The organism is Stutzerimonas azotifigens (assembly GCF_013522725.1).
Lineage (GTDB): Bacteria > Pseudomonadota > Gammaproteobacteria > Pseudomonadales > Pseudomonadaceae > Stutzerimonas > Stutzerimonas azotifigens_A.
On the sequence record NZ_JAAMRF010000002.1, the window covers coordinates 126,934 to 142,106 of the forward strand.

Here is a 15,173-nt window from a genome sequence, read left to right on the forward strand (position 1 = left end):
GAATCGAAGCCCCATGTCCTACCTCGTCCCGTCCGAATTCGTCACCAAGATGGTCGATGCCGGTGAATCCAAGATCTACATGTCCACCCGCGATACCTTGATTCGCTCCTACATGGCCGGCGCTATCCTGGCGCTGGCGGCGGTGTTCGCGGTCACCGTCACCGTCCAGTCTGGCTCGCCGCTGGTGGGCGCGATGCTGTTTCCGGTGGGCTTCATCATGCTGTACCTGATGGGGTTCGATCTGCTGACCGGCGTGTTCGTGCTGACGCCGCTGGCGCTGCTGGATCGTCGTCCGGGTGTCACGGTGGGCCGCATCCTGCGCAACTGGGGGCTGGTGTTTCTCGGGAACTTCGGCGGGGCGCTCACCGTGGCGTTCATGATGGCCTTCGTCTTCACCTACGGCTTCTCGACAGAGCCTGGGCCGGTGGCCGAACGGATCTCCCACATCGGCGAGGACCGGACTCTGGGCTATGCGCAATACGGGGCGGCGGGCTGGTTCACCATCTTCCTGCGCGGCATGCTGTGCAACTGGATGGTGTCGATGGGCGTCGTGGGCGCGATGATCTCAACTTCGGTGAGCGGCAAGGCCATCGCGATGTGGATGCCGATCATGTTGTTCTTTTTCATGGCCTTCGAGCATTCGGTGGTGAACATGTTCCTGTTCCCTTCGGCGATGCTTCTGGGCGGCGACTTCTCGATCATGGATTACATGATCTGGAACGAAATCCCCACGGTACTGGGCAACCTGGTCGGCGGCCTGGCCTTCACCGGCCTCACGCTCTACACCACCCACGTCAAAACCGCGCCCAAGCGCGTGCTCTGAGCCCGACGCGCGCCGGCCCAGCGCCGGTGCGTTGCCTCCATGAGCAACCGACTCTCGATCAGCGCTGGACAGCACTCCGATCCGGGGCGCAAGGCCGTCAACCAGGACTTCCACGGGCTGTGTGTGCCCGGCGAGCCACTGCTCGGCAGCAAAGGCATCGCCGTGGCGCTGGCCGATGGCATCAGCAGCAGCGATGTCAGTCACATCGCCAGCGAAACCGCGGTCAAGAGCCTGTTGCAGGACTACTTCTGCACACCCGAAGCCTGGTCGGTGAAAAAGTCGGCGCAGCGCGTGCTGGTCGCCACCAACTACTGGCTGCACGCCCAGACGCGCCAGAGCCGCTATCGCTACGATCAGGATCGCGGCTACGTCTGCACCCTCAGCGCGCTGATCCTCAAGACCACCACGGCGCACCTGTTTCACATCGGCGACGCACGCATCTACCGGTTGCGCGGCGGCCAGCTCGAACAGCTCACCGAAGACCATCGGGTCTGGGCCTCGCAGGGCAAGAGCTACCTGGGCCGGGCGCTGGGCATCAATGCGCATCTGGAAATCGACTACCGCAGCCTGCCGCTGGAGCGGGGCGACCATTTCGTGCTCACTACCGATGGCGTCTACGAGCATCTGGACGAGCGCTGGATCGTCGCCGCGATCGAGCAGGGCGGGGATGACCTCGATGCCGCGGCGCGCGGCCTCGTCGAGCAGGCCTATGCCGCTGGCAGCGACGACAACCTGACGGTGCAGATCGTGCGCATCGACAGCCTGCCGGAACAGGCCGCCGACGAGCTCGGCCAGCAGGTGGCCGACCTGGCCCTGCCACCGGTGCTCGAACCGCGCATGCGTTTCGACGGCTACCGCATCGAGCGCGAGCTTCACGCCAGCAGTCGCAGCCATGTGTACCTCGCGACGGATGAGGAAAGTGGCGAAACCCTCGTGCTGAAGACGCCTTCGATCGACCTGCAGAGCGATGCGGCCTATCTGGAGCGCTTCCTAACCGAAGAGTGGATCGCCCGGCGTATCGACAGCCCGCACGTGGTCAGGCCATGCACGCAACGGCGCGCACGTCGCTACCTGTACACCGCCACCGAATACATCGAAGGCCGTACGCTGGCGCAGTGGATGATCGACAACCCGCGGCCGGATCTCGAGACCGTGCGCGGCCTCGTCGAACAGATCGCCCGTGGCCTGCGCGCCTTCCACCGGCTGGAGATGGTTCACCAGGACCTGCGTCCGGCCAATCTGATGATCGATGCCAGCGGCACGGTGAGAATCATCGACTTCGGCTCCACCCGGGTGGCCGGGCTGGTCGAAGCCAGTCCCAAAGGCACGCTCGACAGCCCGCTGGGCACGGCGGCCTATACCGCGCCGGAGTGTTTTCTCGGCGAACCCGCCAGTGCGCGGTCCGATCTGTTCTCCCTCGGCGTGATCGCCTACCAGATGCTCACCGGCCGCCTGCCATACGGCACGCGAGTGGCGACCAGCCGGACCCGCGCCGCGCAGAAGCGCCTGGCTTATGCGCCGGCGCGCGAAGTCAATCGCGACCTGCCGCCATGGGTCGACGACGTTCTGCGCAAGGCACTGCACCCGGACCCCTACAAGCGCTATGGCGAGCTTTCCGAATTCGTCTTCGACCTGCGCCAGCCGGGCCGGGCGCTGCTGGAAAAGGCCCGGCCGCCCTTGATGGAGCGTGATCCGGTGCTGTTCTGGAAATGCGTGTCGCTGGCACTGGCGGTCGTCATCGCCTTGCTGCTCGGGCGCTGAGAGTCAGCCACCGCCGCTGGGTCGAGCGACCGGCCACATCACGGCGTCTCGCAGTTGATCATCCAGCTGACCCCGAAACGGTCGACTAGCGAGCCGAAACGCAGCGCCCAGAAGGTCTGCGCCAACGGCATCTCCACCCGACCGCCTTCGGCCAGCGCGGCGAACAGCCGCTCGCCGTCGGCCACGCTGTCCGGGCTCAGGGTGATCGAGCAGCCCCGAATACCTTCGTACGGCTGTCCAGGCATGCTGTCCGAGGCCATCAGCAGGTGGCCCTCCAGACGCAGGCAGCCGTGCATGATCCGGTCGCGATACGCGGGTGGGACCTCGAGCCCTTCGCTCTCGGGCACATCGGCGAAGGTCATCATCGCTTCGAGCTCGCCGCCCAGGACTTCCTGGTAGAAGGTGAGGGCCGCTCGGGACTGGTCTTCGAAGAACAGGTAGGTCGAAATCTTCATGGTGGGCTTCTCCCGGGACGAGGCAGGATGCCTTCGCTCACCCATAGTCGAACGAGGCAGGCCGGAATCGACAGCCGTCGGGCGTGCGCGGCCCGCTGGAGGCCGCGCAGAGCGATCAGTAACTACCCAGCTGCGTCACCGAGGCGCTGTTACCGTTGCCACGCTGGGCGATGGTCGCCTGGTTCGGCGCGCCATAACTGCCACCCATGTACTGGTTGAGGTGCGCTGTGTTGAGGTTGCCCGCCTGGCTGATTCCAGCGCTGTTGTACGAGAGGTTCTGGTCCGCGCTGATGAAGTTCTCGGTGCCGATCTGGTCGATCGTCAGGCTGTTGTCGAACATCGTAGTGGAGACAACTTCCACGCGGTTGTAGTCCCCGATCGATTGCCCCGTCACCTGTGTGCCCGTCGTGCGAGCGGAAAGTTCGTTACCGGTGCCCTGCTGGAGAAAGTCGATGTCGCCGCGCTCGCCGGCGTGAATCTGTGCGTTGTTGGCGGTGCCTGTCTGATGCAGGTCCACCTCGCCGGCGGGATAACGGCCCGAGGGCTGCACGATTTCGGCGACGTTGGCCACCCCTTCCTGGACCACCTGGGCAACTTCCTGGCCGAGGCCGAACGAGGTCTGCTCCAGTTGCACGCTGTTGGCCGTCCCGACCTGAACGATGCTGGCCGAGCCGAAACCGGCCTGGCGCACGCTGACCTGGTTGTCCTGTCCGATCGACTCCACTGCCAGCGTATTGGCGATATAGGTCTGCGAGGCGTCCAGATGGTTGTTGTCGCCTTGTTGGTAGATCACCGCGTTCATGGCGGCGTCGACCTGTTCCAGCACAACCGTGTTGAGAGCACCGACCTGTTCGATTTGTGCGGTGACGTTGCCAACTTCGCGTGTGTGCGCTTGTTGAACGTCCGCACTGTTCGCGGTGCCACGCTGTACCACCGAGGCGTGCAGTTCAGAGACGCCCGACCCGGACTGGCCGGTGTAGGCGCTGTTCTGCTGCCCATACTGCTCGATGAACGACTGCAGACTCGAGCCTTGCTGGACCTGTTCGGCCAGATTGGCATCGCCGGTCTGGATGACTTCGGCAAGGTTGCCTGCGATAAGGGGTGCACTGCTGGTCAGCAGCAGCGCGGTTGCGATGGGTTTGAGCGAAAACATGCGAACCTCCTCGTGTCGTCGAGTTCGATCCGATGGCTGGACTGCGCCACCCGATGCCGATTGTTGCGCCGTCGTTACCGTTGGGAAATCGCCGTTTCGGTTGAGACGCAGCGCCTGGAGGCATTAATCCCGAGCACCACCGAACCATCCCGTATTGGCCAATATGCGCCCGGGCGGTATGGTTGCCGCTTCCTCATCCGTGGAGAACGACCGTGTCCCTGACTGCCGCTTACGATTCGCAGAACATCTTCGCCCAGATCATTCGTGGCGACGCGCCGTGCTACAAGATCTACGAGGATGAGGATGTGCTCGCCTTCCTCGATGTCTTTCCGCAGTCGTACGGCCATACCCTGGTGATTCCCAAGCGCTCAGCCGCCTGCAATATCCTCGACGTGGACACCGAGGCGCTGTGCAAGATGGCCGCGGTGACGCAGAAGCTGGCGCAAGTGATCGTCGCCGAGCTGCAGCCCGATGGCGTGCAGGTCGCGCAGTTCAATGGCGCGCCTGCGGGGCAGACGGTGTTCCACATTCACATGCATATCGTGCCGCGTTTTTCGGGCGAAGGGCTGGGCGTGCATGCCGCGGCCAAGGCGGATCCGGCCGAGCTTGAACAGCTGCAGGCGCGTCTGCTCAAGCGTCTCGCGGCTTGAGCGATGTCGTGAAGGCCGGGCGGTGGCCGGCGAAGCATGCCGCCTACGATCCATTCCGCCTGGCGGCGCTGTGTCTCGGTGCGCTGCTGGCACTTGCCGGTTGTGGCACCCAGCCATCGCAGCCGGCCGGGCCGACACCTGAAAATGTGCAGGCGAAGATCGCCCGGCTGATGCCGACCACCGTGAAGGATCGCCAGGCCTGGGCGGTGGACATCCAGCTGGCGTTCGAAGTGCAGGGCATCGCGCCGACAGACGAGAACATCTGCTCGGTCATCGCCGTGACCGAGCAGGAGTCCACCTTCCAGGCCGAACCTCCGGTGCCGGGGCTGGCGAAGATCGCCCGTCAGGAAATCGATCGGCGCGCGGCGCGTCTGCACGTACCGGGGTTTCTGGTGGACGCGGCGCTGCGCACCGAATCGCCCGGCGGCAAGACCTACGGTGATCGGCTCAAGGCGGTGCGTACGGAGAGGCAACTGAGCGACATCTTCGACGACTTCATCGGCATCGTGCCGCTCGGTCGGCAGCTATTCGGCAGCCTCAACCCGGTGCGTACCGGCGGGCCGATGCAGGTGAGTATCGCCTTTGCCGAAAGCCAGGCGCGGCGCTATCCCTATCCGGTGCGCGGCACGATTCGCGACGAAGTCTTCACCCGCCGCGGAGGCCTGTATTTCGGCATCGCCCATCTGCTCGGCTACGAGGCCAATTACGACCGGCACCTGTATCGCTACGCCGACTTCAACGCCGGCTGGTATGCCAGCCGCAACGCGGCGTTCCAGGCGGCGGTGGCTCGCCTGACCAAGACGAAGCTGGCGCTGGACGGTGATCTGATCATCCATGGCAGTACCGCCGCCGGGCAGACCGAGCGGGCGGTACGGACACTCGGCAGCAGGCTGGGCATGAGCGACGCGGCGATCCGGCGAGCGCTGGTGCAGGGCGATCAGCTCGAGTTCGAGCAGACCGAGCTGTACCGCCAGGTCTTCGCCATGGCCGACAAGGCTGCTGGCAAACCCTTGCCCCGCGCCGTGCTGCCGGGCATTCGCCTGGAAAGTCCGAAGATCACCCGCAACCTCACCACCGCCTGGTTCGCCAATCGCGTCGACGAGCGCCACAAGCGCTGCATGGCCAGGGCCCGGTGAGGCGGCGGTTCAGAACCCGCTGACCCACTGGGTCAGCGCGTGCAGCAGCAGCCCGACCAGCCCTCCGACCAGGGTGCCGTTGATGCGGATGTACTGCAGGTCCTTGCCGACGCTCTGTTCCATCTGCTCCACCAATTCGCGGCTTTCCCACTGCTCCACACGATCCGCGATGTAGCGGCCGATCTGCCCGCGGTAGCGCTCCAGCAGATCCGGCGCGGCGGTCATCAGCCGTTCATTGATCCAGCCGCGCATCGCCTCGTCGGTGGCCAGGGCATCGCCCAGGCCTCGGGTCAGCGTGACGATGCGGGCGCCGATACGGGAGTCGGTGCTCTCCAGATCCGCCTGCAGCCAGTCGGTCAGCTCGCCCCAGAGGCCATGCAGATATTCGGTGGTGGCGGGGTGTTCGAGCAGTTGCGAGACGATGCGCTCGACCTCCAGGCGCGACACCGGGTCGTGCTTGAGGCGCTCGATGTAGTCGGCGACATATTCGTCGAAGCGCTCGCGCAGGGGGTGCTGCGGGTCGTGCGCCACCTCGGCGAGCAGCGCGCTGATGCCATCGACCACCTTGTTCGCCGACCAGCCGCCGACCGCCTTACCCAGTCCGAAGTAACGCAGCGTGTGGACTTCAGCGGTGATCGCGTTGGCGACCAGGGCGCGGGTGTCCTCGTCCTGCAGGATCACATCGAGCCTGACCAGCACTTCGTCGAGCATCGCTTGATGACGGCCATGGCTGGTAAGCACCTCCAGCGCCTGGCCGCACAACGGTGCGAGGTCGATGCGTCGGACGCGGCCGAGCACCTTCGCCTGGACGAAGCCACGAACGCGCTCGTCCCGCAGCGATTCGGCGCCGAACCGGGCAATACCGGTGAGCTGTTTGCCGACCGCGTCGGCGTTGTCCGGATGACGCAGCCAGCCGGCCAGCCGGCCTCCCAGGTCCAATGCCTCGAGCTTGGCCAGCACCAGCGGTGTGGCGAGAAAGTGGGTGGTGATGAAGTCCGACAGCTTCTGGCCAATGCGCGCCTTGCTGCGTGGGATGATCGCCGTATGGGGGATCGGCAGGCCCAGCGGATGGCGGAACAGCGCGGTGACGGCAAACCAGTCGGCGATGGCGCCGATCATTGCCGCTTCGGAAAACGAGGCGAGATAGCCCCAGGCCGGATGGTGAGCCTCCATGGCGGTCGCCAGGGTATAGAGCACTGCAGCCAGCACCAGCAGCAGGCTGGCGACCAACTTCATGCGGGAGACCGGTGACTGCCAGGTACGGGCAATGGACGTCATGTGCATCCTCTTCGTGACGGGGCGGTAAGGCGAAGCTGCAATGACTGCACCTGTGACAACAGAGTCGTTTTGCGCAGCGATGTTCGTATCAGGCCGGGGCGGGAGCGATCCGGCAGCGATCGGTAGCCTACGGGTGAGGCCATTCGCGGTCGAGACCGCTCCCGCTCGATCGGCGAACCGTGGGAACGGTCGGGGACGCCTAGTCTCGACCGCGAGCTTTTGGGTTTCTGGCGGAATCATCCATAGGGCCTGGCATGCCAGGGACGGTCACGGTGCCGAAGGACAACCGGCGACGTCAGGGCAATTTCGTTCAATACCGGGATGGCGGTCGCCAATAGGCTATTGAGGTCCTTCAGCCAGGTGTTGCACCACGATGAACCTCTATCTCTCCATGGCCGCCTTCGCGCTGGCCTCTTCGATTACGCCGGGGCCGGTCAATCTGGTCGCGCTTGGCTGTGGAGCCAGCCATGGACTGGGCCCGAGCCTGCGCCATGTCACTGGGGCAACGGTCGGGTTCACGTTGCTGTTGCTGCTGATCGGGCTGGGCCTGTACGAGCTGCTACAGCGGCTGCCGGTGTTGATGCTCGGCATTCGCTGGGGCGGTATCGGGTTTCTCTTGTACATGGCCTACCGGCTGGCGATCGACGACGGGCGGGTAAGCCCTGACGCAGCGGGCAACCGTCCCACGATGCTGCGCGGTGCGCTGATGCAATGGCTCAATCCGAAGGCCTGGCTGGCGTCCGTCGCGGGGATGGGGTTGTTCGCCGCCGATGGCGAGGTGCTGCAGGTCTGGCGATTCGCCGGGTTGTACTTCCTGGTGTGCTACCTGTCCATCGCCTGCTGGGCGCTGGCTGGCAGCCTGTTGCGTCGCCATATGGCGCAACCGGGGCGCCTGCAGCTGTTAAATCGGCTGATGGCCGCCTTGCTGGTGGTAAGCGCATGCTACCTGCTGGAGGGTTGACGCAATCAGTCGCGGTACTGGCCGGGCGTGGCGGCCAGGTGGCGTTTGAAGGTCCGCTGAAAATGCGCCTGATCGGCGAAGCCCGCCTCCAGGGCGACGTCGGACAGGCTGCGGCCTTCGCGTAACGCGCGTTGGCTGTGCTGGATTCTACGGTTGACCAGGTAAGCGTGTGGCGTCAGGCCAAAATGTCTTTTGAATGCCCGGATCAGATAGGAGGACGACACGCCGGCCTCGGCGCTGATGTCATCGAGCGTCAGCGCCTCGGTGCAGTGCCGCTGGATGAAGGCGGCCGCTCGCCGCAGCGCTTGCAGCGGTTCTTCATCTACTGGAGCTGCCGCCAGATGGCCTTGCAGGGCGGTGAAGAAGGCGCGCACTTTCTCCTGCTTGATGGCGTTGGCCAACAGCGGATCGATCAGGCAGGCATAGAGCCCGGTCACGCCGGAGAACAGTTCGGGAGCTGGGCTCAGGATGCTGGCGAAGGGGACGAAGGTGCCGCCCGCGCTCATACCGAGGGTGTGTTGCAGCGCACCGAGCCATTGCGGGTCGATATAAAGCATCACGTACGACCAGGGCTGCCCCTCGACTGGGTTGCAGGCGTGTACGACCTGCGGATTCATCATCACCACGCAGCCCTGCGAAATGCGCTGGCGCTGGATGCCGTTGACATAATCGCAGCTGCCCGCGATGACCGCGCCTACCGAGAAGGTCGCGTGGGCGTGCGGCGCATAGCAGACCTTGCGCCCATCGGCGACCGAACGCGCCTCGATGAAGGGCAGCGCCGGATCGCGCCAGAAACGGGGCAGGGCGTCAGTTGAGGCAGGACAGGACATGGCAGGGTCGCGGCATTGGTGATTGCCAGACTCTAGCATGCGGATCGCTCAGCGACGGTACACCCGTCCGACGCTTGGGTAGCCGACGAACCCTAGGGCAGGAGTACTCGCCGCGAAAGAGACGCAAGTTGACCGAGGGCGCCAATCCGGGCGTGCCTGCTCGGGTTGTTAAACGGCGCCAGACCGATGGCGCTACAGGGTAAGCTGGGCGTTTGTCACCGCCCGCCAGGACGCTCGCATGGACACTACCGAGATTCAGCTGTTGATCATCCAGCGCCTGCAGGACGACCTGCGGATTGCCCAGGATGCGCTGCGTGCCTCGCATGAGGCCGCGACCCATGCCGAGAGCAAGGCGGAGAACAAGTACGATACCCGCGGGCTGGAAGCGGCGTATCTCGCCGATGGGCAGCGCCGCAGGGTGCGTGAAATCGAAGCCGCGCTCGCGGCCTACCGCAACCTGAAGGTCGAGCGTGGCGACGGCATCCGGATCGGCGCACTGGTGGTACTCGAACACGAAGACGGCGAGCGCTGGGTATACCTGGGGCCAGATGGCGCCGGTCTGAAGCTCGCCGTCGAGGGGCGCGAAGTTCTGGTCATTTCGCCACGTTCGCCGCTGGGCCAGGCATTGCTCGGTCGCGAGCAGGACGATGAAGTCGAGATACGCGTCAACGGTCAGCCGCAGCGCTACCTGATCCGCGAGCGCTACTGAATCGTGCGTCGCACTATCGCCGCTGCGGTGCTGTCACAGGCTTATCGCTAATTCCCATACACCATGGAGGGTTCCCATGCGTTCGATGCTTTGCCTGCTCCCCCTGCTGGCGCTCGCCGGTTGTTCTTCCTTCACCCCAGACGAAATTTCTCCGGTTCCCGAGGAGCGCGTGTTGGGTTATCAGCAGAGCGTGCCGGGCGGCGGCGAGATCCTGGTGCAGCGCGATGTCGGCATGCTCGGTGGTGGTTGCAACGTGGCGTTCCTCATCGACCGCCGTGTCGCTGCGCGCATCGGTATCGGCGAATTCGCCCGCTTTGAGGTGCCTGCGGGTACGCGCATCGTCGGCATCGGTATCGACAAGGAAGGGCCCGGTCTGTGCAGCAAGGGGCGGCTCAACCGTGAACTCGTGGCTCAGGTCGGCGAAGGTGCGACGCTCAAGTTTCGTATCGTCAGCGAGGCGAAGATCGGCTTCGACATCAGACCGCTGGAATAGCCTGCTCGGTGTGGCCCTGAACGGGGGCTCCGTTGGGGCTAGGACGCGAAGGGTCGTCGATCAGAAGCGTTCGTTGTCGGCCAGATAGCGCCACTGGCCTGCCGGTAGCTTGGCCATCGACACGCGCCCGATACGAATGCGCTTGCTGCCTAGCAGGCGCAGCCCCACCGCCTCGCAGAGCTGGCGAAGGTCGTCCTGCTTCGGTCCCTTGAGCGCGATGCGCAGATGGGTCTCGTTCTGCCAGCTCGCCTTGGCCTTCGGCAGGCTGACACCCCGGTGAGTGTAGCCTCGTGCCAGTCGTTCCAGAGCGTGAGCGTCAGCTTCGCCGGCGACTTCCACGACATATTCCTGTTCGAGCTTGTGGCCGTTTTCGGTGAGCGTGCGGATGGTGCCGCGCTGTTGGCTGAACACCACCAGGCCGCTTGCCTCGGGGGCCAGGGAGAACAGTTGCGTATGGCGAAGCAAATGACGCTGCAGGGTCGCCAGGCGCGAAGGGTCGATATTCCAGCGCAGGTCTGCCGACAGGATCGCCTCGGCGCCATCGACACCGGCCGGCTTGTGCCAGAGCAGAGTCACCGGAGGCACTTCCGTTGCCGTCGCTCCGGGCAGTAGCTCGATCGTTACACCTTCCTGCACTTTGTAGAACGGCGCTTCGATCACTTGGCCATCGACGCGGATCCAGCCACCTTCTATATACAGCTCGGCTTCGCGGCGGGAGCAGCGCAGCTGTTCGGCAACGCACTTGGAAAGGCGGACGGGTTCGGTCATGACGGGCTCGGGGAGGGGGCGTAAAGCCACGAGCCGCGTGCGTTTGAAAAGCGCTGCGGCTCGTTGATGGGGTCAGGCGCGGGTATTGCTCAAGCGTGTTTCTTGCTGATGGTGATCTGGCGCGAGGGGCCTTGGGTCTGGCCGCTTACGCCGTTAGGGATCTTCTGGATTTCGCCGCCGGCCTTGAGGAAGGCGGCCATCTGCGCCGCGAGCGACGAGCTGGTTTCAGTGGCGGGTTCCGGCTTGCGTTTGGCGGTGCTGGTGGCTTTGCTGGCCATGGTCATTGCTGTCCTTCAGTCAGTCGAACAGGAAATTATACAGATTTTCGTCTTCCCTGTTCGAGTATTTTCCTGCTGGTCATCTCTTGCAACGAACCATGACTGGGCAAGACGCCCGTCTGACGCACTACGCTGTGCGCCGGAGGACTAATCGGGTCCTGGATTGATAGCTTGGAGAATGTTCAATGTTTCGCCATGTTCTGTTGCCGACCTTGTTCGGACTTACTCTCGTTGCAACCGCGCCGCTGTCGGCGGCTGAGGTAGAGCGCTACGACAGCGAGCTGGGCGCGGTGACTGTGCGGGAGATCGCCGGCGGCCTGGAACATCCCTGGGGCCTGGCATTTCTGCCCGGCGGCGAGCGGATGCTGGTGACCGAGCGTCCGGGTCGGCTGCGTGTGGTCAGGCTCGATGGCGTGTTGTCCGAGCCCCTCGAAGGCGTCCCCGAGGTCTATGCACAGGGGCAGGGCGGTTTGCTCGATGTGCACCTGTCGCCGGACTTCGCCAGAGATCGGCTGGTCTACCTCAGCTACGCCGAGGCGGGCGAGGGCAGCCAGTCGGGAACGGCGGTGGGGCGAGGAAGGCTGTCGGAAGATCTTGCCCGGCTGGAGGATTTCGAGGTGATTTTCCGCCAGGCGCCGAAGCTCTCGTCCGGTATGCATTACGGCTCGCGGATGGACTTCGACCGTGAAGGCCATCTGTTCATCGCGCTGGGCGAGAACAACCAGCGTCCGGCCGCCCAGGACCTGGACAAGCACCAGGGCAAGGTGGTGAGGCTGTATCCCGATGGGCAGGTTCCGGGCGACAACCCCTTCGTAGGGCAGGCCGATGCGCGGCCGGAGATCTGGTCCTACGGGCATCGCAATCCGCAGGGCGTCGCGCTCAATCCCTGGTCCGGTCGCTTCTGGCTCAACGAGCATGGGCCGCGTGGCGGGGACGAGGTGAACATTCCCCAGGCCGGCAAGAACTATGGCTGGCCGCTGGCTACCCATGGCATCAACTACAGCATGCAGCCGATCCCTGAAGCCAAGGGCAAGACGGTCAAAGGCACCGAGGCGCCCCATTACGTCTGGGAGGTGTCCCCAGGGGTAAGCGGAATGGCGTTCTACGATGCCAATCGCTTCCCGACCTGGCAGCGCAGCCTCTTCATCGGCGCCCTGGTCGACCAGTCACTGATCCGCCTGCAGCTCGATGGCGACAGGGTGGTGGACGACGAGCGCCTGCTCAAGGACTTGGGCGCTCGCATTCGCGACGTGCGCCTCGGGCCGGACGGCTACCTCTATCTGCTGACCGACGCGAGCAAGGGGCGCCTGTTGCAGGTTGGGCTCGAGGACCAGTAGTCCTCCGTTCGCCTGCGGTTCTCTTCCGCCCGGCGCACCGGCCTCTGGTGCGCTTCGGGCGACGATTTCAGGGAGCGATCCCGCCGAATGCCTGTCCATAGCTTGGGCCGGCAGCCTTTTGCCAGCCCGATAACAACAGACCACAGGCGGTAGCGCGCGCTCCTCGCGCATGGCGCTGCCCAAGAGGTCGAGCTGGAAGGAGAGGCAGCGTGGCGGTCATCATCACTGGGATCTTTTGCATTCTGTTGGCACTGGGGTTGGGATACGGAGGGTTTCGCGTCATCGACCTGGGGGGGACCTGGTACTTCTTCCTGGTCGCGATAGGCTTGCTGGCGACCGGCCTGCTGCTGTTGAGGCGCCGACGTACCGCCCTATGGGTTTATTCGCTGGTGATGATCGGCACCCTGGTCTGGGCGTTGATCGAAGTCGGATTCGACTGGTGGCAACTGGCACCGCGCGGCAGCATCATCGCCCCGCTCGGGCTCTGGTTGCTGATGCCCTGGGTGATTCGAAAACTCAGCTGGAAGTACTTCGACTGGCGTGTCTGGGGCGGCGCCGCGCTGCCGTTGATGTTCGCCGTCGTGCTCTGGGCGGCCGCCGCGTTCTACGCGCTTACTACTCCCAGCCATGAGATTCGCGGCATGCTGCCGCCGCCCTTGGCCGCGGCGCCGATCGAGTTCGAGCGAGGCAGTGACGACGACTGGCCTGCATACGGACGCACTCAGCAGGGCATGCGCTATTCACCGCTCGAAGACATCACGGTGCGCAACGTCGATCGTCTCGAGGAGGTGTGGCACTACCACACCGGGGACCTGCGCCGGCCCACCGATCCGGAAGAAACCACCTACGAGGTGACGCCGCTGAAGATCGGCGCCAGCCTCTATTTATGCACGCCGCACAACCTGGTCATCGCGCTGGACGCGGACAACGGTACCGAACGCTGGCGGCACGACCCCCAAGTTCCCGACTCGGTCAACCGTCAGCACCTGACCTGCCGGGGACTGGCCTACCACCAGGCTCCTGCCAGAGACGCCAACCAGGTTTGCGCCTCGCGGCTGTTCATGCCGACCGCCGACGCTCGCCTGCTGGCGCTCGATGCCCGTACCGGCCAGCGTTGCCCCGGCTTCGGCGAGGGGGGACAGATCAACCTCTGGGCCAACATGCCCAACATCACCGAAGGCTTCTATTACTCCACCTCGCCCCCGATCGTGGCTCGCGGCCTGGTGATCATCGGCGGCGCGGTCAACGACAACGTCTCGGTGAACAAGCCGTCCGGCGTGATCCGTGCCTACGACGTCAATACCGGCGAACTCAAGTGGAACTGGGATGCGGGTAATCCGGAGCAGACCGCGCCGATCGCCGAGGGGCAGACCTACACCAACGGTTCGCCAAACAGTTGGAGCATCGCCAGTGCCGACGAGGCCTTGGGGTTGATCTACATCCCCATGGGCAACGAGGTGCCGGATCAGTGGGGCGGCAACCGCGGGCCCAATACCGAGCGCTTCTCGTCGTCGATCGTCGCGCTGGACATCGACACCGGCGCGCTGCGCTGGGTATTCCAGACGGTCCGTCATGACCTCTGGGACATGGACGTGCCGGCGCAGCCGAGCCTGGTCGACATCCAGACCGAAGAAGGCCTGGTGCCTGCGCTGGTCGCGCCGACCAAGCAGGGCGACATCTATGTGCTGGATCGACGTAATGGCGAACCTGTGCTGCCGGTCGAGGAAGTGCCCGCGCCGCAGGGAGCAGCCAAGGGCGATCGCGTGGCCGCTACCCAGCCGGCTTCGGCGCTGTCCTACGAGCCGCCGAAGCTGCAAGGCAACGACCTCTGGGGCGTGACCCTGGTCGATCAGATGCTCTGCCACATCCAGTTCCATTCGCTGCGCTACGACGGACGCTACACACCGCCCTCGGAGCAGGGTTCGCTGATCTACCCAGGCAATTTCGGGGTGTTCAACTGGGGCGGCGTGGCGGTCGACCCGGTGCGGCAGATGGTCTTCAGCACACCGGCCTATCTGGCGTTCACGTCCCGGCTGGTGCCGCGCCAGGACGACACGACCACCTACGTGTCCGATAAACCGCCTTTTCTCAATGAAAACTTCGGCGCGCCATTCGCCGTGGAGCTCGGGCCGTTCGTGTCGCCGATCGGGCTGCCTTGCACCGCGCCGCCGTGGGGCTATGTCGCCGGGGCGGACCTGCGTACCGGCCGTACGGCCTGGCAGCGCCGCAACGGTACCGTGCGTGACCTGACGCCGCTGCCGCTGCCTTTTCGCATGGGGGTGCCGAGCCTGGGTGGCCCGATCGTCACGGCCGGTGGGGTGGCGTTCCTCAGCGGTACGCTCGACTACTACCTGCGGGCCTATGACGTCACCAATGGTCGCGAGCTGTGGAAGGCGCGCCTGCCTGCCGGCGGGCAGGCCACGCCCATGACCTACCGCAGCCAGGCCGGCCGGCAGATCGTCGTGGTCGTGGCCGGAGGCCACGGCTCGCTGGGCACCAAGGCGGGCGATTCGATCATCGCCTACGCGTTGCCACGCTAAC

Annotated in this window: 15 protein-coding genes; 9 read left to right on the top strand and 6 right to left on the bottom strand. The window is 64.9% G+C overall.

Annotated elements, in window-relative coordinates:
• Positions 1-13 precede the first annotated feature (13 nt).
• Positions 14-823, top strand: coding sequence for a formate/nitrite transporter family protein (locus tag G7026_RS03415; protein WP_181069372.1), 810 nt, complete (start codon positions 14-16; stop codon positions 821-823).
• Positions 824-862: 39 nt separating this feature from the next.
• Positions 863-2,584, top strand: coding sequence for a bifunctional protein-serine/threonine kinase/phosphatase (locus tag G7026_RS03420; RefSeq protein ID WP_181069373.1), 1,722 nt, complete (start codon positions 863-865; stop codon positions 2,582-2,584).
• Between the two features lie 38 nt (positions 2,585-2,622).
• Here G7026_RS03420 and G7026_RS03425 read toward each other — a convergent pair whose 3' ends face one another.
• Positions 2,623-3,039 carry a VOC family protein gene (locus tag G7026_RS03425; RefSeq protein ID WP_181069374.1) on the bottom strand — a complete coding sequence of 139 codons (417 nt, stop codon included), beginning with the start codon at positions 3,037-3,039 and terminating at the stop codon, positions 2,623-2,625.
• Positions 3,040-3,154: 115 nt separating this feature from the next.
• Positions 3,155-4,192, bottom strand: a complete 1,038-nt coding sequence (locus G7026_RS03430) for a hypothetical protein (protein ID WP_181069375.1) — start codon at positions 4,190-4,192, stop codon at positions 3,155-3,157.
• Between the two features lie 212 nt (positions 4,193-4,404).
• Between G7026_RS03430 and G7026_RS03435 the strand changes: the two genes are divergently transcribed.
• Positions 4,405-4,842, top strand: coding sequence for an HIT family protein (locus tag G7026_RS03435; protein WP_181069376.1), 438 nt, complete (start codon positions 4,405-4,407; stop codon positions 4,840-4,842).
• Positions 4,843-4,901: 59 nt separating this feature from the next.
• Complete coding sequence (locus G7026_RS03440) at positions 4,902-5,978, top strand: DUF1615 domain-containing protein (protein WP_181069818.1); 1,077 nt, start codon at positions 4,902-4,904, stop codon at positions 5,976-5,978.
• 9 nt (positions 5,979-5,987) lie between these two features.
• Here the strand turns inward: G7026_RS03440 and G7026_RS03445 are convergent, their stop codons facing one another.
• The gene (locus tag G7026_RS03445) at positions 5,988-7,256 is read right to left on the bottom strand and encodes a DUF445 domain-containing protein (protein WP_181069377.1); all 1,269 of its coding nucleotides are present in this window, start codon (positions 7,254-7,256) and stop codon (positions 5,988-5,990) included.
• 373 nt (positions 7,257-7,629) lie between these two features.
• Here G7026_RS03445 and G7026_RS03450 point away from each other — a divergent pair, with 373 nt between their 5' ends.
• Entirely contained in the window at positions 7,630-8,217 is a 588-nt protein-coding gene (locus tag G7026_RS03450; protein WP_181069378.1) for a LysE family translocator, read from the top strand.
• Positions 8,218-8,222: 5 nt separating this feature from the next.
• On the opposite strand, the gene G7026_RS03455 is transcribed toward G7026_RS03450, so the two are convergent.
• Positions 8,223-9,047 carry a helix-turn-helix transcriptional regulator gene (locus G7026_RS03455; RefSeq protein WP_181069379.1) on the bottom strand — a complete coding sequence of 275 codons (825 nt, stop codon included), beginning with the start codon at positions 9,045-9,047 and terminating at the stop codon, positions 8,223-8,225.
• 238 nt (positions 9,048-9,285) lie between these two features.
• Between G7026_RS03455 and G7026_RS03460 the strand changes: the two genes are divergently transcribed.
• Together G7026_RS03460 and G7026_RS03465 are read left to right on the top strand one after the other, a co-directional pair.
• Positions 9,286-9,756, top strand: a complete 471-nt coding sequence (locus G7026_RS03460; RefSeq protein WP_181069380.1) for a GreA/GreB family elongation factor — start codon at positions 9,286-9,288, stop codon at positions 9,754-9,756.
• Between the two features lie 76 nt (positions 9,757-9,832).
• Positions 9,833-10,249 carry a 3-isopropylmalate dehydratase gene (locus G7026_RS03465; protein WP_181069381.1) on the top strand — a complete coding sequence of 139 codons (417 nt, stop codon included), beginning with the start codon at positions 9,833-9,835 and terminating at the stop codon, positions 10,247-10,249.
• A 60-nt stretch (positions 10,250-10,309) separates the two neighbouring features.
• Here G7026_RS03465 and G7026_RS03470 read toward each other — a convergent pair whose 3' ends face one another.
• Positions 10,310-11,017, bottom strand: a complete 708-nt coding sequence (locus G7026_RS03470) for an RNA pseudouridine synthase (protein ID WP_181069382.1) — start codon at positions 11,015-11,017, stop codon at positions 10,310-10,312.
• Positions 11,018-11,106: 89 nt separating this feature from the next.
• Positions 11,107-11,295 (bottom strand): hypothetical protein, encoded by a 189-nt coding sequence (locus tag G7026_RS03475; protein ID WP_181069383.1) that lies wholly within the window; start codon positions 11,293-11,295, stop codon positions 11,107-11,109.
• 185 nt (positions 11,296-11,480) lie between these two features.
• On the opposite strand from G7026_RS03475, the gene G7026_RS03480 reads away from it, so the two are divergent.
• Both G7026_RS03480 and G7026_RS03485 read left to right on the top strand, forming a co-directional pair.
• Positions 11,481-12,632 (top strand): PQQ-dependent sugar dehydrogenase, encoded by a 1,152-nt coding sequence (locus G7026_RS03480; protein ID WP_181069384.1) that lies wholly within the window; start codon positions 11,481-11,483, stop codon positions 12,630-12,632.
• A gap of 209 nt (positions 12,633-12,841) precedes the next feature.
• The gene (locus tag G7026_RS03485; protein ID WP_181069385.1) at positions 12,842-15,172 is read left to right on the top strand and encodes a glucose/quinate/shikimate family membrane-bound PQQ-dependent dehydrogenase; all 2,331 of its coding nucleotides are present in this window, start codon (positions 12,842-12,844) and stop codon (positions 15,170-15,172) included.
• The last annotated feature ends 1 nt before the right edge of the window (position 15,173 follow it).

Excerpts from the sequence above, each read along its gene's own strand:
- G7026_RS03415 (WP_181069372.1), top strand. The coding sequence starts at position 14 with ATGTCCTACCTCGTCCCGTCCGAATTCGTCACCAAGATGGTCGATGCC.
- G7026_RS03420 (WP_181069373.1), top strand. The coding sequence starts at position 863 with ATGAGCAACCGACTCTCGATCAGCGCTGGACAGCACTCCGATCCGGGG.
- G7026_RS03425 (WP_181069374.1), bottom strand. The coding sequence starts at position 3,039 with ATGAAGATTTCGACCTACCTGTTCTTCGAAGACCAGTCCCGAGCGGCC.
- G7026_RS03430 (WP_181069375.1), bottom strand. The coding sequence starts at position 4,192 with ATGTTTTCGCTCAAACCCATCGCAACCGCGCTGCTGCTGACCAGCAGT.
- G7026_RS03445 (WP_181069377.1), bottom strand. The coding sequence starts at position 7,256 with ATGACGTCCATTGCCCGTACCTGGCAGTCACCGGTCTCCCGCATGAAG.
- G7026_RS03450 (WP_181069378.1), top strand. The coding sequence starts at position 7,630 with ATGAACCTCTATCTCTCCATGGCCGCCTTCGCGCTGGCCTCTTCGATT.
- G7026_RS03455 (WP_181069379.1), bottom strand. The coding sequence starts at position 9,047 with ATGTCCTGTCCTGCCTCAACTGACGCCCTGCCCCGTTTCTGGCGCGAT.
- G7026_RS03460 (WP_181069380.1), top strand. The coding sequence starts at position 9,286 with ATGGACACTACCGAGATTCAGCTGTTGATCATCCAGCGCCTGCAGGAC.
- G7026_RS03465 (WP_181069381.1), top strand. The coding sequence starts at position 9,833 with ATGCGTTCGATGCTTTGCCTGCTCCCCCTGCTGGCGCTCGCCGGTTGT.
- G7026_RS03470 (WP_181069382.1), bottom strand. The coding sequence starts at position 11,017 with ATGACCGAACCCGTCCGCCTTTCCAAGTGCGTTGCCGAACAGCTGCGC.
- G7026_RS03475 (WP_181069383.1), bottom strand. The coding sequence starts at position 11,295 with ATGGCCAGCAAAGCCACCAGCACCGCCAAACGCAAGCCGGAACCCGCC.
- G7026_RS03480 (WP_181069384.1), top strand. The coding sequence starts at position 11,481 with ATGTTTCGCCATGTTCTGTTGCCGACCTTGTTCGGACTTACTCTCGTT.